The following is an 18,952-nucleotide window of genomic DNA, read 5'->3' as shown; positions in this document are numbered from 1 at the left end:
AGCAAGTCCTGGCGGCCCGTCCGCGATTGTCTCTACACGAGATACGGTGCGTCGCCATTCGAAGCCTTTATCGAGGAGGAGTCAAACGCTACATTTCCACCTTCCCAGGGTGCCGGCATGCGGCCAATCGCTGCGGCAATCTGCACGCGCAATTTCCCTCCCGCGAAGTACTCAACGTTGGATTCTGCGCCGAACCGCCGTAGGCGGATCGCAGCCAGGTCCGAGCATTCCGATGTCGTTGACGGCATACAATCCATCATCCAATTCGCCCATGAACTCGCCAGACTCTTTAACTGACAGTCACGCTTCCGAGCGCGGCAAACCTCTCATCTTGCTAGCGGTCTGCATGGCGGCAATCGTGCTGCCGCTTAGCTTCACCGGCGGTGCGGTTTCCACGCCCGCCATCGGTCGCGAACTCGGCGGCAGCGCTGTCTCGCTGACCTGGATCACCAACGCGTTCATGCTCAGCTTTGGCAGCCTGTTGATGGCGGCCGGCGCGCTGGCTGACGTCTATGGGCGCAAGCGCCTGTTCAGCATCGGCATCGGCTTCTTCGTGCTGACGTCGCTGGCACTCGCTGCTGCGCCGTCGGTCGCCTGGCTCGATATCCTGCGTGCCGTCCAGGGCATCGCTGCAGCTGCAGCACTGTCCGGGGAAGTGCTGCGCTGGCTCAGGAATTCGAAGGCCACGCGCGCACGCGTGCATTCAGCATGCTGGGCACGAGCTTCGGCATCGGCCTCGCATTCGGTCCGCTCTTGGGTGGCGTGCTGATCGACGCGTTTGGTTGGCGGTCGGTGTTCCTGTCGACGGCCCTGATTGGCGCGGCGGCCATGTTATTCGGCGTGCCGCGTATGCGTGAGACTCGCGACCCCAACGCGCAGGGGCTGGATTGGCCCGGCACCGTCTCGTTCACCGCCACGCTGGTCCTGTTCACGTTCGCCGTCATCCAGGCACCTGAGAGTGGCTGGTCCAGCGCGCTTGTCGCGGGTTCATTGGCTGCTTCGGCGCTGATGCTGGCCATCTTCATTTACGTCGAATCTCGCTCGGCGCGCCCCATGCTCGACCTGAGCCTGTTCCGCATCCCGCGATTTGTCGGCGTGCAGATGCTGCCCATTGGCACCTGCTACAGCTATATCGTGCTCGTGGTGATGCTGCCGTTGCGCTTTATCGGAATTGAAGGCATGAGCGAGATCGATGCCGGCATTCTCATGATTGCGCTATCGGCACCGATGCTGGTTGTCCCCGTGCTGGTCGCCACGCTTACGCGGTGGGTCTCCGCAGGCGTGCTCTCGGGCATTGGCTTCCTCATCGCCGCGGTGGGTCTGCACTGGTTCAGCCAGATCGACGTGGGCGCAGCCGGCTTTGCAGTGGTGCCCCCGATGCTGTTGATTGGTATCGGCGCAGGTATGCCGTGGGGCCTGATGGATGGTCTCGCAGTAAGCGTGGTGCCTAAGGAACGTGCAGGGATGGCGACAGGTATCTTCAATACGACGCGCGTAGCAGGTGAGGGAATCGCCCTTGCGACGGTCAGCGCAGTCCTGGCTGCCATTGCCAATGTGAGCCTGAGTGCGGTGCTTGTGGAAGCTGGTTCGACGGCCGGAAAGCTGGGCGAAGCCGCGCAACGGCTGGCCACTGGCGACTTGGCGCACGCTGCCGAAGCGCTGCCTCAAGTCAGCCATCAGTTGCTGGTAGCTGGCTACGGAGACGCGTTCCGCATGCTGCTGCATGTGCTGACTGTCATCACCGTGCTGTCTGCCGTCGCGGTATTTGGCTTCCTCTCGCGCACACCGCAGCAAGCCAGTGTGCCGGCAACTGAAGAGCTGGGCTCCAACGCCTAACCTTCAACACCAGACCTGGCTTGCGCATACCAAGCCAGGTCTGCTACTGCGCTAAAACTGCCAATATTCTTGCGCAAAACTGCGCAACGACCATCGGAAAGTGGACGAATTCATGCCTCGATTCCACTCCCCCTCAGGGTATAGCTTCCTTTTTCTACTTCCGTATTTGGCGCATCGTCACGATCTCTTCTATCGTGAAAAGCCCCGAGACGCAGAGCCAGGGGTATCGTGTGCCTGAGTCGGCGGATACGAACGCCACAAGCGGTATATTGCCAACGATCATGCAGCGGAACGTACGCTCCCCACGGACTGCGTCGGTGATGTGATACCAACCACCGTGCTGCAGTTCGAAAACGAGCCGCCCCTGCTGGTAGCGTACGGCTGGGCCAAGGCTGGCGCCCAGATGTAGCTGCGCCTCTAGCCATTCGTCGTAAGGCAGAAACGAAAGTTGTCTCTTCTTGTCGGCAAGCCATTGCTCTACGTACTGGGCTTGGCCATGGGCCGCGAGCGTGTCGAGATCAATAGCCGGATGTGCAGGCCTTTGCATTGAAGCCTCCAAATAGAAAACCCCGGCCGAGGCCGGGGCTAATTCAGACGATGACGTCAACTGTTTCGCCAAATGGCGGTGCTTTCGTCTTGTGCAGGGGAATGGTCGACGCCCAGAGGGTCGGGTAGGCAGGCGGGCTGGCAGGGAATGCGCCGTCCAGATCGGTCAGGTAGACAAGGAACGCCGGATCGACGCCCTCCTTCTCCAACCAGGCGAACGGGGCCCGAAAGCTGGTACCGCCGCCGCCCTTCACAGGGCCGAGATCAAGCGTGTCTCCGCGCTCAAAGACCTGGACCTGACTGATCCTGGTGTCGCAGTCGATAACGAAGAGTCGCGCGGGCTGCAGCTGGTGGAAAACCGATTCGATCTCCGCGGCAAACTGCCGTTGCGTCTCACCGAACACCGAACCGCTGGTGTCGCGCACCAACACCGCATCGCCAACGGCCTGGGTGTGCAGAGAGGGCAAGTACAGCCCGAGGTGGGTGTACCGGGAGTTGGGCCGTGACCAGGTGTAGTCGGTCTTGCTGGCCTCGTGGACGAAGCGGTGCAAGACCGCACGCCAGTCGACAGAAGGCCGGCTGGCTGCCTGCACCATTGCTTCCAGACCCCGCCCATGGCGCCACGCATGCGGGCAGCTTGCGCTGCCTGCAGCATGGCCACCTTCCATTGCCCTTCGACGTTTCCGTCTTCGGCATCATCAGGCCGGTTGCGCACCTCCCCCGGTTCGAACACCGGGGTAGGCCCAGTACCTTGCCGCGGCGCCGCCTGAGCACCACCCGTGCCCGTGCCCTGGCCGTTCGGATCCGGCTGCGCTTGTTGTTGCGCTTCCGAATCTTCCTGGCGCAACTGTGCGTAGATCTCCTCGGCGGACTTGCCAAGGAAACGGCCGTCGACCAAAGCGCCTGCGGGCAACTGGAACCCTGCCCCCAGCACCATCGGGTTGATGGCGTAGTGGCAAGCCCGATTCCATCGCTTAGCATCCCGGCCGCCGCGGCGCCAGTTGTGGCCGTTAGCCGGGTGCATGACGCTACGGGCCAACTCACCCCGCAATTGCAAATCCGTCAGGGTTTCGACATAGCGCGGGTTCAACCCCAGCGACACGCCATCCGTCCACGTGCTCTTGCAGGTCGGATCCTCAACGATGAGTAGCCGCCTGGCCATAACGCCGAAGAACGGCTCCGACAGGATCATGGCCACGCGCTGGTTCTTGATGCGATCGAGCATGATCACCTCACGCCGACAGCAGTCGGAACATGGTCGACGGGGCAGCTTGCGCCGGCGCAGGCATCGAGAAGCTCGACATGCCGCCCATGAAGGCCGACATCTGCGCCTCGATCTCCATCGCCTTCTGCGCGACCTGCTGACGCAATTCCGGTGACTCCTTCAACTCCGCACCAGAATGAACGGCGAGGTGAGCCTTGGCATCGGCCAGGATGGTTGTCAGCGCCGGATCGGCAGAGAAGTTCAGCTGAGGCAGCAGGTCGCAAAGCTCGCGCACCTTATCCGCCACGTCCAAACGCACGCTGGTGCCTTGGTAGAGCCGGTTGGCCAGATGCTGCACGGCCTCGAACAGCCGGCCGACCAGGTCGTCGTTGGCCGTCTTCACCGCGCTGAGCACGCGATCGTCCATCTCGCCCTTCAACCCCGCCAACACGTCGTGTGGCAGGTTGATGTCGAACTGGTCAGCGTCGGGGAACGGAAGAACCGCCATGCGCATGCCGAACTTCTTGCGCAATTCGGCCACGGTCGGATAGTCGGCCTCGTCAAAGAGGTCGTTCAGTGCGCATTTCGCCTCCTCCATGAAATGCGGGTAGTCGGCGAGAAACGTCTCGGTCGCGGCGCTGAACTCGTCCTGGTAGTGGCGCATGCGATCGGCGACGTCCATATAGACGGCAGTCGGCATGAGACGCACGCCGAGTTGGTCATAGTCGAGCGTCCGGGCATCGAACAATGCGCGAGCGCGATTGCCAATGGCGCACACGTCCTTGTACGACATGGCACCGTCGGTCAGCAGGCGCTTGTTGAAGCGGCCGATGTCCTTGGCCTCGTGTTTGCTTTCCACTTCGGCGGTGGCCTTGGTGTCGAAGCGGCGTGCCCGCCAGACGGAAACGTTGAGTGTGGCCAGCATGACGCGCGAGCCAATGTCTTTGATGTTCATGGTGGTTCCTGGAAATGGGATGGATACGGCAGAAACGAAAAACGGCGAGCCAGGTGGCTCGCCGTTCAGGGGATGGATAAAGCAGGAAGGGGTTAGTGGTTGCCCATAATCAGGCGACCGAACTCGGTGCCCTGAGCCATGATCCACGCTGGGGTAGCGCAGATCTCCGAGTTGCGGCGCACCGCGTCGCTACACAGCATCACGGCATACTCGCCGTAGCCTTCGGCCATCATGCGATGTGCGTACACCATGACGCGGTCGAAGTTGTTGGGGTGTGCCGCCTGGCCCAACGCAGTCGAGATAGCGCAGAGCGCGGAGAGGTTGGTCGGTATCGGCGCAACATCCGGTGCGGTCAAAATGCCGTCAATCGATGGCAGGTGTTGATAGATCTGGCGGAACGCAATGAACTCGGCTGCGGCCGCCTCGCCAACAGCGCCGGCGATCGCCTCCAGTTCAAGTCCTTTCGGCACTACCGGCAGTTGCCGGGCCACACTGCCCCAGCCGCGCGGCGATGGAAGATTCTCCAGTTCCTTCGTCTTCTGGTCGGTCGACAACAGAGCTGGCCTGAAACGCAGGAAGGCGATCAGCTCGGGGGTAACGTCGTTGGACACTGCCCATTCCGTCCACGCCTGAATAGACGGCTCCAGCTCCACAATCGTCGCAAAGCGGGACTTCAACGGATCGAGGATATTGGAGACGCCAGCGTTGTCGATGCGCCGGTTGGTCGCGGCGACGAACGTGACATGTTCGGGCAGCCTATGCTCGCCAATCTTGCGAGCAAGCAACAGTTGCATCTTCGCGGCCTGAACGGACGGCGAGGCCTGGCCCAGATCGTCGATGAACCAGACGAGCGGGCATTTGGCATTCAGCGCTTGCTCCAGATCCCCAAAGGGCAGGAAGCGGGCAGCGGATCCGTCTGAATTCGGGAAGGGCAAGCCCTTCGAGTCCGTTGGATCTTCGACAACGGGGTGGGAAATGAGAAGGTCGTGGCCAGCGGCTTTCGCAGCTTGCTCCACGATGTCGCTTTTGCCGGTGCCGCAGGCGCCGGTGATGAGCACAGGCAGACGGGCCGGAATATAGGCGGCCAGAAGGGAACGGAGTTGGGAAGGATTGATTTTCATTGGGGATCCAAAAAAAGATCCCGCATGAACGCCACCCTGCAGGGATGGAATCCCTGCGGGAGCGAGAAGAAAGCCGGCGGAGCCAGCTGAGGTCGATGCGTCGAAGACGCGGGTAAAACGCAGTTGGGATTGGCTCAGGCCAATGCGAACAACGCTCAACGAAATGGAAGGTTACGACGAATAGCGCGCCAGCGCCAGTAGAAGACGCCGCCCTCCCACGAAGGGAGGGCGACAAAGGTATGGCCTAAGACTTCACGCTGCCACAGAAGCACCTACAGCCCTGTTGGCGAGCCTGGCCTGCGCGTAGGCCAGGCTTCCATCCTTGGCTCTCAGGGGACGAACTGCCTTGCGCCCGGGATCTTGGATGTAGTAGCGACGCGCGCTGCCGGTTGGCACGTGACAGATCATTGAAAACCCTTCCGCAATGCAGAGGTCGACATACTCTCGACCGTTGAGCACGGCGCCGGTCTCGAGGCGATAGTTCATTGCCTCAGCCCGCTTCGCCGCATCCTCCAGATCGCGAAGGCTCATCGCATTGGCACGGTCGGCCGCAGCCTGCGCGTCCCATTGTTGCTGCTCGGTCTCCGAGAAGCCGCATAGGTCAAAAATGCGCCGCCGGCGAATGGCCGCAGTCACGCCCGTGAGGCTCACCCCAAGGACGTCGCGGATGGCCCGCTTGGTCGCCGTATTGCTGTCCGCTGGCGTGTCCAGCATATCCAGCAAGGCGGCAACGTTGCGCTCCAGAACCGCCAGCGCGACGCGATTTCCCCATTCATAGGAAGCACGCGCCTTCTCCTGATCGGCGAGCCTCAGCTGGTGCTCCGCCTCGCGTTGCGACATCAGGCCCCGCGCACGCTCTTGGCTAACCCGTTCCAACGTTTTCCGATGGATTTGATCTGCCACCACGTCACGAATTCGGGCCGCCAACGGCGAGGCCGGCGGATCGAGCGCGACTGGTGGGCGCACGGCCGCGGTGCGCGGCGGCATCACGCCACCGGCAAACAGCGCGTCGTCCACCTGAACAAACGTGCAGTCCGCCGGTAGCGGCTTCATGAGGTTGATCAGACGGCGAGCGTTGTCCGCCGCGATAGGCAGATGCTCATGACGCATTGCTGCGCACAGCCACTGCAGCGGGTTGGGCGCGAGCGCCCCCGCAGCGCCGGGACATCGATCAGCACCCGCATCCATTGCAGATCGTGGCGCCCAATGTCCCCATTGGCACGGTAGGCATTCAGTACACTGTCCTTGACCGTCTCGCCGCGCTGCAGGGCATAGGCGACATGCACCTCGTGCCGCGAGTTGGTGCTGGATCCGGGCGCGTACTCGGGCCCGTTGGTCCCGTAGCCGAACCGTTGGCGAAAGAATTGGTCAACGTGGGCTTGCGGGTCAATGAATGCCGCGCCTGGGTCGGCAAACAGCGTGCCTTGGTCGATGCACTCTGGTGCGAGGGCTTCCTCCGGGAAATAGCCCAACCGCCCCGCGGCCGTGACTGCCTCCCATGCCTCGCGGCTCATCTCGAACGGGCGCAACGGCTTGCCGTCAGGACGGACAATCACCCGGTCAACCTCGTTGAGGATGGTGTCCAGGATCTCGCGGATCGCGCCTTTCGGGCGAACAGCGAAAGTCCCGTTGGACAGGCGAACAAGCGGAATGTCACCGCGTGCTATGTGGCGAACGCTCACGGCGTCCACCGATGTGCGCCGACGGAGATCGTCGTTGCAGTTGAAGAAGGCCAAGACGCCGGCCAGGGTGGTGCAGGATTCGGTTCGACCCGAATCGAAGTGAATCACATACATGGGGTCTGCTCCGGGAGCAAGGCCCCAACGGGGCATTGCCCCGTCTGGGTTGGAAGGAAATGGCTCAGGCGGCTGCCCGGGACCGGCGCTTGGCCGGTAGCTGGGCGCGAAGCACAGCAGCAGCGCTCAGCAGTTCGGCCGACACGACTCGCCAGACTTCGGCGCGGCCGGTGCCGTCAGGGATTTGTCGGACGGCTTCGAACAGCCCGCTGGCCAAAAAGGAAGCCTTGAGGTCCGTCGGCAGGATCCAGCCGGCCTGAACGACGAACTCGTCGTCAGCCAGCTCGACCTGCGGCACGTTTGCGGTCAGCATGCCGTAGGGCATGCCGTCATCCGCGTCCGTGAGGCGCAGTGCGATGCGGCGGTTGCCGCTATACAGCTGGACGTCCAAATGGACGCCGGCGGGTTGGCCGGTCAGGCCTGCGCCATAGATTTTCCGTGCGGTCATGTTGGGGTAACTCCGGGTGTGGATGCGAGCTGCCCCAGCGGGGCACGCCCCGCGTGATAGACAAAAAAAGCGCACCCGGTCGGGGTGCGCTTCATGGATGGCCCGGCAGTGCCGGGCGACATCGTTGGATGGCTAAGCTGTCAGTCCTTGTGGTAGCGCCGACCATTGCGGTCGGCCCATAGGAAATACGCGGCCAGGCCAAGCGCCAACACTAGCACAAATGTTCCAAGCATCACTTTTCTCCTTTGGAAAGCACAGCTCCTACGGCGAATAATACAACGCCGGTGACGGAAAAGCCTATGACATTGAGCGCAGCGCCCCAAGACCAGCCGGGCTTCCCAGCAAGATAGCCCGCCATACCGATGACCGCCGAAGCGGACAACGTATGGACGAAGCGACCGTACTGCATGCGCTGGTCCTTGGACGGTAGAAACAGGGCTAGCCTTACCTCCTGCCAGAAGCCGCGCTTGGCAGCCGCGAGCAGATCCACGCTATAGCCGCCATCCTCGCCAATCGCCAACGGATACTGGAATCCATTGTCAAGAAGCACGAGGACATACTTCTCCCCGTTAGCCTCGGCGTCATCGATCAGGTCAGCCAGACGGGCGGGCAACTCCACCCTCCCTGCTCCCACATTGTGGTGTACGGAACAGGTGAACTCGTCGCCGCTAGTAGTCTTGAGAATTACCTTTGCGAGCTTGGTCATGGCAACCCCTTAACCGCGCCGGCCAGCGACCGCGCGAAGCGAGGTCAACAGGTCGGTGTAGCCTCGGGGTGTATCCAGCGAGTCCAGGCTCACGACATTGTCGCGGCCACCACTCATATCGCCGCGACCGCGGCAAGTGCGAAAGGAAACGCTTGCCGCGTTCCGGTCGGGACCGTGTGCAATCTGAACGCACAGCGTCTCGGTATGCAACGAGAACACTTCGACCTGGTGGCGGCGCTGGCGTCGGGCACGGATGTCGAAGTCGCGTTGACGCAGCGACAAATCACCGGCGAAACGGCGAAGCACGCGTGACGCATCACGCTGCAGGGTGGCACAGGCCGAACGGTTGTCCGGCACGTGTGGATGGGTAAAGGATTTGGGGATCTTCATGGTGTTTCCAGAGAAGCGCGAGACTCCAATCCCCAACGGGACGATGTCCCGCATGGGTGGGGTCTGGGCAAGCCAGACATAGGTTCGATGCGTCGAAGACGCGGTCAAAAGCGTTTGCCGAAGCGGAGATACGTTTCCGAAAGCGCTCTTTTATGGTGGCCAGGCACCTCGCGGCGCCCTACCCTTTCAGACGAGATCCAATGCCTCGGATATCACCCTCGCGATCATGAATGCGAGGTCAGAGCCGAAGACCTTGGCACACAGCAGCTTCTGTGCGGCCAGGTACTGACCGGAGGCGTCCGTCACGAGATGGATCCTCTCGACATTAACTGTCCAGCCTTCGGACCAACCACGGAAGACCGACACAGCCAGGCGGTCGCGGGCACCAAGCGCCGGCCACAGTGAATCCGCGTGCAGTCCGTGGATGCGCTCTTCGTCCCGGTAGCGATTGGTGGGGCTGATCCATTCGGGCTCGATCTCCATGCCGCGCAGCAAGGCATAGAGCACGGATTCGACTTGCTCAACCGTCAAGCCGCTCGTTTCGATCGGGGCGACCTTGGGGCGCCGGACAACGGTGCTGTGGGTAGCAGTGAGTGTGGAATGCAACATGGGGGCTCCTTGAAGCGGAGCGCTCCCCGTCGCGGGAGGCGTCCCGCGGGGTGCGTTGAATCGGTTGGGGGAAGCGAGGGGCGAGGAAGTGGGGGACCGGCAATCCGGTCCCCTTGGCATCAACGCGTGAGTCGATAACCGTTTCCGGCCGCGACCAAGTAGACGCGGTCTCCAGCATTGAACTGCTGGTCGGCATCTTGCGTGATAGCAAGCTGGCGGCCATTGTCCGTGCGGACAATCACCTCCAGCCCGGCACGCTTGCTGACATGCTCGGCGATCTGCTGCGACACGAAGCCGCTTGCAGCGCCTGAGACCGCACCGACCAGGTAGCGACCGTTGCCGCCACCGATCGTGCGGGCGCCGAGCAAAGCACCGACGCCGGCACCGATCATCCCGGGAAGACCGCTGCTCGTGGAGAGCATGCCGTCATTGCCGGTGATGGTGACCTGGCGCGCGCGTACCACCGTCACCATCTCGATGTCCCCTTTACGGAGGGCTTCGGAGGTGCGATAGACGTTAGGCGAGGTCTGTTGCGTGGCGCAGCCGGAAGCAAGCGCACACAGAGCAACGAAAAAAGCGATGGAGAACGTGCGGATCATGATGGCCTCAAAAAAAATAGGCCAACATGCCCACGGGCAGGATGGCCCGTGGTGGGAGAAAAAGCTGTGCCAACGGTTGTCGGCAGGTGTCGATGCGTCGCAGACGCGGTAAGTACTTCTATGATAGCAGCGAACCTCGGCGCTGCGAAGCTTCAACTAGTTGGTCGCATGCAGCAAAGCCGACCATCGGAATGCTCGCCGAATTCGATCTGCAGAGCTGCTGGCGCCGGCTCGATGATCGAAGTCGATCGGCATTTGTTGCATTGCGCGACTAGCTTGAGGCTTGGCTCGCGCTGAGCGCTGTACATCCGGAAGAGGCCGTGGCCACAATTGCCGCAGGCCATCGGCTCCAGGTTGCTCATCATCCTTGGCTCCTGATATGGTGGCGAAAATACAGGCTCTACCGCCACTCGTAAGTCGGCAGCCCTTCAATCTCCTCCGCATCGCAATCGAAATGCAGCAGTGAGGCACCCAGAGCGCGTGCGCGCTCCAGAATCGTCCGCAAGTCCGACGGAACCTGATCGCCAATCTCACCAGGCGTAGGTACCCGTACAAACAGGCCGGTGTCGACCTGGCCGATCACGGGAAAGCGAGCGAATCCGCAAGCGGTGTGCTGCGTCAGATGGGCGGTGGATAGCATAAGGTAGTGCTGAATGGCCATGGCGTCTCCTGGAGGTACTAGAAACGGGGAAACCATCGCCCGAACCGGGGATAGGAGTCCCCGTGGGTGTGTGCTTGCGCAGGCAAGCGAATCGATGCGTCGACGACGCGGTGTGTGCGTGCATTCTAGCAAGCGCACAACCCATTGCTCAAGACCGTCCAGGGCAAAAAAAGCGCCGCCCCCCCCATGATTCTGGGGGAACGGCGCCGCTTCAACATCATGCTGAACTCTTCTTTCTGGACGGAGGCACGCACTTGGCGGCATCGTAGCCAAAGCGTGCCCACGCAGCCGGATCGATGGGCAGCGGGTTAGTCCGACCTGCCTGGAGGTTCACAAACACCCCGGAATAGCTCAGCGTGCCAGTCCGGAACAGCGTCCAGAGTAAGTTGAACGCCTGCACGGCGATCGCTTGGTTAATCACCAGCGACTGCTTGGCTAGTGCGTCCGCCATCGAGCAAGAGGGAGCGACATCAACAGCATCGCCCCTCGGGTTAAGCAGGTCGGGGAAGAGATCACCTACGTGCGGGAGACGATCCGGACCGCGAACGCCAACCTCACCCAGTATCACCTGACCACGGTCGGTCTCATTGCCACAATCCAGGTAGTAACGCACCTTTCCCCGTTTAGCGGCACCCAGGATGGTTTTGCGCGCCGTGCGTGTGTCCACACAGCCAACCACCAGGTCACAGGTCAGACGGTCAGCGCTAGCCAGCCGTTGGGTCCGCGCTTCCCAGCGCGTGCCCATCAGCAGGTTCAGGCGGTTGACGATCAGCGATGCCTTGTACTGGCCGACATCGTTGGGATAAAAGCCTTGCCGCCCCACGTTGGTCTCGCTCACTGTGTCGTCATCCAGCACGGTGCAGTCGATCCCACCGGGGTGGCCAAGCTCTAACATCGCATGGTGCAGCCGCGCCAGGTTCGGAAGCAGCGCGCTGCCAGTGCCGCCGGCGCCCACCACCACCACATTCCAAGCGCGGCTCGTCATCCCTGATGGGAGATTGTGCAAAGCAGTGGATACGCTCACAGGGCGACCTCCACCTGCGAGACTGCATGCCGCCATGCCGCTGGGACATCGGCGGCAGGTTCAAGGACGCCTTTCGCGCATAGCCGTACCTTCATCGACGGATGGCGGCTCGCGCAGTTGCCAAGCACGAACGCGAACTTCACATCATGCCTATCGTCGGTGTTGTCGGTGTGGGAAAAGAAAGCTTCCGCAGCGCCGTGGGAATGACAGTCCATCACCAACGATTCGCCGGCCACCAGCTCCGGTCGCTCATAGCGAAGATGGCCAGCGCTATGCTCCAGCACCTTAACCGGCACCAGCCGGAACGTGCCCGTGTCACGACGCCAGGTGATCCACGCGCCAGCCTCGTTCGGCATCGTCTGCCGCGCAAGCGCGGCGAACTCACCAATCAATGCGGGCGGCACCTTTCCACAAATCAGCTCCGTGCGCTCCTTGACCATCCCATACGGGATGGCGGTGGCGACATCGAACTGCCCAACACGACGCACAAGGTTCAACCAGGGACGGAGTATTTCCAAAAACAGGCCATTGCTGGCCACCACGAGCCGTTCTCCGTCGGCCTGCATAGCCTGCAGGCTGCCGAAGCGCGGCATCATCACAGTCGGGAATGACTGTTGCAACGTCAGATCCATAGGATGCATCACAAGACTCCAATTTTGCCGGCGATCAAGTCGCCAAGCGTCTTCTTCAAAGGGATAAGGACCTGCTTCGGATAGGAAGGAAACTTCCCATCCAGGATGTCTCGCCAGAATGCGAAGGCACCGTCCGCATAGCTGACACGCTTGCCACCCACATTGGGGTGGGTGAACGCGGAGGAAAAGAACCCGGCCTCCCAGCCGGGAATGGAAGCGACGTCAATCTGCTTGGGGAGATGCGCGTTGCCGACGCAGATCTTGCCGTTGTCCCACGTATTGAAGTACGGAGGCTCGTGCAACATCGAGTCGGGCATCGGCCTTTCGTCAGCGCAGAGGCTAAAGACACGGAAGCCGCTCTCGGAGGCCTGGAATACCAGGCCCGGGTGCGGCACCAGCTCGCTGCGGGTACCTAGCTCCTTGCATTGAAAGAACACACGACGCACTGCAGGCGGACACCACCAGGTAACCGCATGCGGGCTGATCGACAACACGTTGGGGGTCAGAAACTCCCCTTCGGCAGCGTGGCCGCCGCAACCTGGGTGACGGCGTGAATCAACGCCCGTCGATTCAACGGCGTGCCGGCACCGATAGTCGGGCGCTGGGACTTGTCATCTAACGTCACCACGTGCGCAGTGGCGTAGGAGAACTCGCTTGGCCTGGGGCCATACAGCAGAATGGCCCCTTGCAGGGCCACCTCGTTTGTGCTCTTGTCGGAGAGAATCTTGGTCATTGGTTCGGATCCGGAGAAGAAAGTAGAGTGAGCACCCGGTCAAGGCGTGCGATGACCTCGAAAGCGATTGCCCAATCCGCATACTGCGCACGGATGGACTCTGGTGTGGTCGCAAGAGGGACAAACATCTGATACATCGTGCAGTCGCCGGCGTTGCTCAGGCATTCAAAATGATCGTCAATTACCTCTTCCGCATAGCCACCGGGAATAGTGACGATCGACGCTGCAGCATAGGCAGGCTCGCCCCACTGTGCGTCGCCAAATAGCCGTCGCGCTTTGCTCCGCGCCAACACCTTTTTCAGGGCCGCCAGTTCGAGGCAAAGGCTGCGCACCCAGCCGCGCTGACGCGCAGCGACCGCCATCAGCGACTTACCGGAAAGCTCCCGATAGATGTCACTAGATCGACGATCTACACGCATGTATTTCGGCAGGAACTCGTCCGGAGCCATTTCTGACCGGACGACCGAAGGCAGGTAGCGCTCGATGTCGGAATCTCCTTCCCCGAAACGCTCTGCAAGTCCCTCCCTGACGTCCTCGTCGGTGGCACTGGTTTCATACTCCCAGTGCCACCGCCCGAACATCTCGAGATAGTCATCAGGCGTCCGTACATGCACTGTCCTGCTCGAGGCATCGCGCACCAGCGCCATGGCGGTGCACAGCAGACCCGGGGACGTTGCACGTAACACATCGGCCTTGTCGCCGATGACAAAGACGCTCTCTTGGGGCATCACAATGCCGAGGTAGACAGGTGCGTCCAGGTTATCCTCCCACCCGAACTGTTGGAGCTCAGTACTTACTACGCCGTGGTCCAACAATTCGAAGCCGAAGTTCAAGCGTTGGCACCGCGGACGATGTCGCCTAATCCACGCGGTGATGCCCTCTGCAAGGGCATCACCAGCGCACAGGGCTGTCTTAACGTCCCTTGGGCGAAGGACTCCGGATTCAAATTGCGCAAGAGCTAGCGCGGCCAGATCAACATCCTTCCTTCGCTGAACAAGCGCCCGCGCAGGGACGCTGTCCGTCACAGAAGGCAGTGTCAGAAAACCATTGGCAGGTCGATGTCGGGCAGCGGCAGGCTGTCGCGATGTCGTCCATCGGGAGAGGTCTGCTGTGAAGCCCGAATCAGTGAACCCAGAATCGAACAGCATTGCTCGTTCTCCTTGTCAAAATGAAAAACCGCCCTGACGGGCAGCTTGTCGGAGGAAAAGCCCCCGGCCGGGTCGGCCAGGGCTTTCATGAGATCGCGCTTACGCACGGCATCCCTTTGCGCCCGCTGCGCGGACAAAGGTGTAGCGTGCGGTATCGCCTTGGTGCACCGGGCCATCCACCGCGGCGGTGGTCAGCTCGGGGTACTGGGCGGTGTACATGTCGCGCACTTGGTCCGCCGTAAAGGCCGGTCCGGGGTCAGGCAGGTTCATGCCGTTGTAGATGAACTCGCGAACGAGCGTCTTCACTTCGATCATGGGTTCCCCTTAGATTAGGTCAGCGAGGTTTGTGCCAGTCGGCTTGGCCACCGGCGCAGGTACGACAGCCTCACCAACGGGTTCCTGCGCAGACGCGCCATCCGAGGACAAGCTATTTGCATTGCCGTCATCGTCATCGCCTTCCGAAGATAGCTCGCCGTCGGGCTTGCCCGCCTTCGCCAAGGCCTTGGTGGCCTTGTTCGATTGCTTGGCGGTCGCCGCCTTTAGGATCGAAGCGGTTGCTTCGATCTGGTCGACCAGCTCCGCACGCGCAGCAACAACCGACTGCATCGCAGCCGTGAAGCTCTCGTCGAGCTCCTGCGGTGTGCCCGTGAGCACCATCGGTGTCGCAAGGGCCGGATCGGTTGCGTTCTTCACAACTGGGGCCACGAACACAGTGAGATTCTCCCCTTGCGGGGTGATGGTAAGGACAACCTTCTCGCACGTACGCACGAGCGTTGCCAGTTCCTGGAAAAAGGACATGGGAAACCTCTAAAAGAATGGTGGATGTAGACCGCCGAACGGCGGCTTAGAAATGCAGGACCTTGGGCAGCTTGCCGGCATAGTCGAAACCGTCGACAGCCAGCAGTGCGGTGACCAGGTCGGCCTTGGAATTGGCAAAGAGTTTGGCGAAGCCAGCACCGATCTTTTGGCGCAAGCCCAGCTCATCCGCGATCACCTTCATCTCGGATTTGGTCAGCAATTCCAGAAAGTCCTTCGATTGCTGAAGGTTCCAGTGCTGCGTCAGGTCAAGCTTTTGGTACTTGCACAGCGTGACCAGATGGTTCACCTCAATACCCTCGATCGCTGATACTGCGAGTGCGATTGTCAGGTTGTGGCGCTGCCCTGCCTCGAGCGCGTGGACGCCGTGCAGGTTGGCAGCCAGATCGATCGACGAAGCCTTCTCGTCGGCGATCTTCTCAAAGAGCTTGCCCATGCTTTCCGCTGTGATGTTCCGCGACAAGCCGGTCATGCCCATGGCGAGCAGGTACTGATTGGCCATGTTCGGATCCTTCGCCACCTCGCGGCGCAAAGCCTTGCGCCAGAGAGCGACGCGATAGGCCTTGACGCGGTCGGTTTCCGACACGGCCGTGACCGGCTTCTCAGCGTCCTGCGTCTTCGGCTTCCCGCTGGCGGTGGCCTTGCCGGCCTGAATACCAGCTGCCGAGGCACCAGCCTTAGCGGCTTTCGCCCCTTCAGCCTTCACGTCGCGGTCAGCCTTGAGGCGCGCTGCCACCTTTTTGGTGTGGCACGGCGTATCGAAGCATTGGCTGCGGTAGACCTTGCCCAACGAATCGGGCAGTCCGCTCACGGCAGCGCCGAAGTTCTGGCAACCGTGGCAAGCCTTGGCCTGCTCATCACCCACCCCGGTCGGGCCGTCAGCCAGCAACTGGATGCGCGTGTGGTTCTCACCAGCACGCACGATGCGGACGACTGGATACTCGTCCTTGAGGCCGTAGGCAACCGTGCTGAGCTCCTTCTCGGTCTTTTCCTTGAAACAGGCGGCGCTCGTGCAGTTGCCGGACGCAATCGCCTCGCTAAACATCTCGACTTGCATCGAGGAGTTATGCGGGCACTGCGCGCAATCGGCCTTATCGAAGATCGCGGCCGCCAGGCTGCAGGCAACTTGCTCGATCGTCGCTTTGAGCTCCGCGACCGACTTGCCCTCGCTGGTAATGACGGGCAGAAGCGTGTCCTGCTTCTCCTTAGCCAGAGTGGCCAGAAGCTCGGCATGCCCAAGATTGATCTGCTCGCGGGATAGCGCTTGGAGCACCAACGCGCTGCAGTTCATGAGCGCGAGGCGCTTGTCAAGCTTGGAGCGCGACCAGCCGATTACACGGGCGGCCTCCTCCCGGTCGCCCTTGAGCTTGCCCACAAGACGAGCAGCCCATACGGCTTCGTCCGACGGGGCCATGTCCGCGCGCTGCGCGTTCTCTATCAGCGCGAGCATGTCCGCGGTCTCGTCATCGACATCCTTGACGAGGACTGGCATCTCATAGTCGAGGCCATGTTCCGCCTCGGCCGCATCCAGGCGGCTCTCGCCGGCGATATGTTCGTACTCGTACTCGCCGTCCGGCTCGATGGGCCGAACCAGAATGGGCTGAATGACCCCGTGAACCTTGATCGAAGCGCGCAGTTCCATGAACTTGGCTTCGTTGCGGTGGGTACGGGGGTTCACCCTGTGGCGGATCTTGCGCAGGGGGACAGTAAAATTGGACATTGTGGGGTTCTCCGAAAAGATAGGGAACCCGTTGCCGCACCGGGAACAGGTTCCCGATGGGGTAGAAAGAATCGTCGTTGGTTGGTCCGCGAGCGGCCCAGTCCAAGGTAAAGCAAGAAGCTTTGCACCAGGTGGTGCGTGGTCGATGCGTCAATGACGCGGTTGATGGCGAGAGAATACCGCAACTGCAGCCGGCGCGCCAGAGGGCGACATTGAGTGGAAGTGCATCTTCTTATTCCCTCATCGGATACAAATGGACATCGCGTGCTTTGCCAGTAATCTATCGCCTGCAGGCTAGCCGGAACTGTCTCACGCTCTAGGCTGGCCTGACCGACCCAGGAAATCGTGGCGCCTCTCAGGCCTCTCAACCCGCACTCTCTTTTTACCCTGCAGACTGCCCTTCTACACCGATGAACTCGAATCAAACTTTAGCCGATCGCCTGGCGATCTATCTGGCCGCCTATAAGCACTATGTGGCGATCAAGTCGAAGGCCCGTCTGCAGGATGGCGCCATCTTCGGTGAGGCCCTTGCCCGGGATCTCGCGGAGATCGCCTTCGATTACAAGGACCTCGTCAACCTAAACCTTAAAACCAGCTTTCCCGCTATCGATCTTGGTTCGGCGGCCGCGGGTTGCGCGATTCAGGTCACGACCACGTCGAGCACCACCAAAATCCTTGAGACACAGCGGAAGTTCTTTAAGCACCGCTTGGACCGCACTTTCTCAAAGCTAAAGTTCATAGTCCTCACAGACAAACAGAAGACTTATGAAAGCAAGCAAATTGTCAGGGCAAAGGGCGCCTTCAGCTTCGATCCGAAGGTAGACATTTACGACCTAGGGGATCTATTCAATATCCTGGTCGCTGCGGCCAACCCGGTCAAATTCGAGGCCTTTTACAAGAGACTGGAGAGCGAACTCGGATCCGCGATCCGGCCCTACTTACTGGGCGCCGATCGGCCTGGCCAGCACCTGCGCGATCTCCTCGATGCGCACGATGTCAGGACCACCGACGCGGTGCAGGCACTCAGTTCGTTTGGCATGACACGTAGCATCTTTTCGGACACCATGAGCATTTCGGAGGTGTGCAGCAGGGACCTAATCCAGTACGTCGCCGAACAGTTCTGGGTCAGCAGCGACTGGATCGATGGGACTTACACGCATATCTACAGCGGCGGCCCTGGCGAGGAGAATGGAACCGACTGGCGGCGCAGCCTGCGAGGCGCATATGACCTAGTCAAGCACGCCAGTTCGACCGGCGAGAGGCTCGGCCTGCTCATGCCGGCCGGGCTCAGCTTGCGCGAAGTGGACGCCACCAAGGACGTCGTGGATCCCAATGCAGACGACTACGAGCCTTTCTTCCTTTTTTCCCGAAAGACGAATGAATTCGCGGTCGATTGTTTTCGACTTGTCATCAGCGATCCGCTGAGGTACCGAGGTTGTCGAGAAGGCATTTTTCTGCTCTTCTTTGCAGCGGAGATCTACCAAGTTGAAACGGGAGATACGACGTACATTGAGGTATATGAGGCGCCACGAGCGAACATAATGAGTTGCTATCTGGGCGATAGCTTCCTCGTGGACCTCTACCGCGCTGGTCAGTTGATCGGTAATCACAAGGACTATATCTATAGCGACGGAGTGGTACTGAGAGCAACCCGGGACGTACCCAGCCGGCTCGCCCCCATGCTGCAGGAGAATCTGACTGAGTTGATAGACCGGCGCTCAGCCTCGAGCCCCGTTGCTATCGTGTTCCCTTGAGCCGACGCACCGGAGCGCATTGCCGGTCAGTAGTAGATGCCCTCGAGCGCCGCGCTCGATGTTGTCGGCTACCGCTACCCACCTGCGTAAGGCAGTCCGTATTGGCCGCCTGTCGCTCGAACGGCTCAGCCATACAGATGCCGAACCGCAATGTTGCTCGCCTGAGAGCGCTGCTGAGGGGCTAGTTTTTTGGGCGACTCTTGAAACAAATCCAGGTGCATACCGCCCCGGGCATGCATTGACTCTCCCGTCCC

20 protein-coding genes and 3 pseudogenes are annotated in these 18,952 nt (G+C 61.1%); 2 read left to right on the top strand and 21 right to left on the bottom strand.

The features are described from left to right. Window positions 1-271 precede the first annotated feature (271 nt). Window positions 272-1,836 (top strand): annotated as a pseudogene (locus tag OMK73_RS00235) (MFS transporter). 154 nt (window positions 1,837-1,990) lie between these two features. Here the strand turns inward: OMK73_RS00235 and OMK73_RS00230 are convergent. The 21 genes and pseudogenes from OMK73_RS00230 to OMK73_RS00130 all read right to left on the bottom strand — a co-directional run bounded on the left by OMK73_RS00230 (window position 1,991) and on the right by OMK73_RS00130 (window position 16,944). After that, entirely contained in the window at window positions 1,991-2,383 is a 393-nt protein-coding gene (locus OMK73_RS00230) for a hypothetical protein (protein ID WP_267600191.1), read from the bottom strand. 43 nt (window positions 2,384-2,426) lie between these two features. Further along, complete coding sequence (locus OMK73_RS00225) at window positions 2,427-2,786, bottom strand: VWA-like domain-containing protein (protein ID WP_267600680.1); 360 nt, start codon at window positions 2,784-2,786, stop codon at window positions 2,427-2,429. 111 nt (window positions 2,787-2,897) lie between these two features. Continuing rightward, window positions 2,898-3,544: pseudogene (locus OMK73_RS00220) on the bottom strand (DUF2201 family putative metallopeptidase); the annotation flags it as partial. A gap of 70 nt (window positions 3,545-3,614) precedes the next feature. Then, window positions 3,615-4,541, bottom strand: coding sequence for a hypothetical protein (locus OMK73_RS00215; protein WP_267600190.1), 927 nt, complete (start codon window positions 4,539-4,541; stop codon window positions 3,615-3,617). A gap of 92 nt (window positions 4,542-4,633) precedes the next feature. Further along, window positions 4,634-5,662 (bottom strand): ATP-binding protein, encoded by a 1,029-nt coding sequence (locus tag OMK73_RS00210; protein WP_267600189.1) that lies wholly within the window; start codon window positions 5,660-5,662, stop codon window positions 4,634-4,636. 252 nt (window positions 5,663-5,914) lie between these two features. Continuing rightward, window positions 5,915-6,772 (bottom strand): hypothetical protein, encoded by an 858-nt coding sequence (locus OMK73_RS00205; RefSeq protein WP_267600188.1) that lies wholly within the window; start codon window positions 6,770-6,772, stop codon window positions 5,915-5,917. Next, window positions 6,724-7,398 (bottom strand): hypothetical protein, encoded by a 675-nt coding sequence (locus OMK73_RS00200; protein WP_267600187.1) that lies wholly within the window; start codon window positions 7,396-7,398, stop codon window positions 6,724-6,726. The genes OMK73_RS00205 and OMK73_RS00200 overlap by 49 nt, the downstream gene beginning before the upstream one ends. 124 nt (window positions 7,399-7,522) lie before the next feature. Then, window positions 7,523-7,906 (bottom strand): hypothetical protein, encoded by a 384-nt coding sequence (locus OMK73_RS00195; RefSeq protein WP_267600186.1) that lies wholly within the window; start codon window positions 7,904-7,906, stop codon window positions 7,523-7,525. A 232-nt stretch (window positions 7,907-8,138) separates the two neighbouring features. Beyond that, complete coding sequence (locus OMK73_RS00190) at window positions 8,139-8,612, bottom strand: hypothetical protein (protein WP_183035940.1); 474 nt, start codon at window positions 8,610-8,612, stop codon at window positions 8,139-8,141. Window positions 8,613-8,621: 9 nt separating this feature from the next. Continuing rightward, window positions 8,622-9,002: a hypothetical protein gene (locus OMK73_RS00185; RefSeq protein ID WP_183035941.1), complete on the bottom strand. Its 381-nt coding sequence runs from the start codon at window positions 9,000-9,002 to the stop codon at window positions 8,622-8,624. A 186-nt stretch (window positions 9,003-9,188) separates the two neighbouring features. Further along, window positions 9,189-9,611, bottom strand: a complete 423-nt coding sequence (locus OMK73_RS00180) for a hypothetical protein (RefSeq protein ID WP_183035942.1) — start codon at window positions 9,609-9,611, stop codon at window positions 9,189-9,191. A 119-nt stretch (window positions 9,612-9,730) separates the two neighbouring features. Further along, the gene (locus OMK73_RS00175) at window positions 9,731-10,210 is read right to left on the bottom strand and encodes a glycine zipper 2TM domain-containing protein (RefSeq protein ID WP_267600185.1); all 480 of its coding nucleotides are present in this window, start codon (window positions 10,208-10,210) and stop codon (window positions 9,731-9,733) included. Window positions 10,211-10,610: 400 nt separating this feature from the next. Continuing rightward, window positions 10,611-10,871 carry a hypothetical protein gene (locus tag OMK73_RS00170; RefSeq protein ID WP_267600184.1) on the bottom strand — a complete coding sequence of 87 codons (261 nt, stop codon included), beginning with the start codon at window positions 10,869-10,871 and terminating at the stop codon, window positions 10,611-10,613. 217 nt (window positions 10,872-11,088) lie between these two features. Then, complete coding sequence (locus OMK73_RS00165) at window positions 11,089-11,895, bottom strand: PRTRC system ThiF family protein (protein ID WP_267600183.1); 807 nt, start codon at window positions 11,893-11,895, stop codon at window positions 11,089-11,091. Continuing rightward, complete coding sequence (locus OMK73_RS00160; protein ID WP_420715417.1) at window positions 11,892-12,515, bottom strand: PRTRC system protein A; 624 nt, start codon at window positions 12,513-12,515, stop codon at window positions 11,892-11,894. Before OMK73_RS00160 ends, OMK73_RS00165 begins: the two co-directional genes overlap by 4 nt. A gap of 20 nt (window positions 12,516-12,535) precedes the next feature. After that, window positions 12,536-13,260: pseudogene (locus OMK73_RS00155) on the bottom strand (PRTRC system protein B). Beyond that, window positions 13,257-14,285: a PRTRC system protein F gene (locus OMK73_RS00150; protein ID WP_267600181.1), complete on the bottom strand. Its 1,029-nt coding sequence runs from the start codon at window positions 14,283-14,285 to the stop codon at window positions 13,257-13,259. Before OMK73_RS00150 ends, OMK73_RS00155 begins: the two are co-directional and overlap by 4 nt. An 11-nt stretch (window positions 14,286-14,296) precedes the next feature. Next, a complete protein-coding gene (locus tag OMK73_RS00145) occupies window positions 14,297-14,497 on the bottom strand; it encodes a hypothetical protein (protein WP_267600180.1) in 201 nt (66 codons plus the stop codon). A gap of 10 nt (window positions 14,498-14,507) precedes the next feature. Then, entirely contained in the window at window positions 14,508-14,723 is a 216-nt protein-coding gene (locus OMK73_RS00140; protein ID WP_267600179.1) for a PRTRC system protein C, read from the bottom strand. A gap of 9 nt (window positions 14,724-14,732) precedes the next feature. Beyond that, the gene (locus OMK73_RS00135; RefSeq protein ID WP_267600178.1) at window positions 14,733-15,206 is read right to left on the bottom strand and encodes a PRTRC system protein E; all 474 of its coding nucleotides are present in this window, start codon (window positions 15,204-15,206) and stop codon (window positions 14,733-14,735) included. A gap of 46 nt (window positions 15,207-15,252) precedes the next feature. Beyond that, entirely contained in the window at window positions 15,253-16,944 is a 1,692-nt protein-coding gene (locus OMK73_RS00130) for a PRTRC system ParB family protein (protein ID WP_267600177.1), read from the bottom strand. A 410-nt stretch (window positions 16,945-17,354) separates the two neighbouring features. On the opposite strand from OMK73_RS00130, the gene OMK73_RS00125 reads away from it, so the two are divergent. Continuing rightward, entirely contained in the window at window positions 17,355-18,698 is a 1,344-nt protein-coding gene (locus OMK73_RS00125) for an SMEK domain-containing protein (RefSeq protein ID WP_267600176.1), read from the top strand. The last annotated feature ends 254 nt before the right edge of the window (window positions 18,699-18,952 follow it).

This window comes from Cupriavidus sp. D39 (assembly GCF_026627925.1).
Classification (GTDB): Bacteria; Pseudomonadota; Gammaproteobacteria; order Burkholderiales; family Burkholderiaceae; genus Cupriavidus; species Cupriavidus ulmosensis.
Note: the sequence above shows the minus strand (reverse complement) of the source record. Positions and strands in the feature narration are given on the sequence as shown.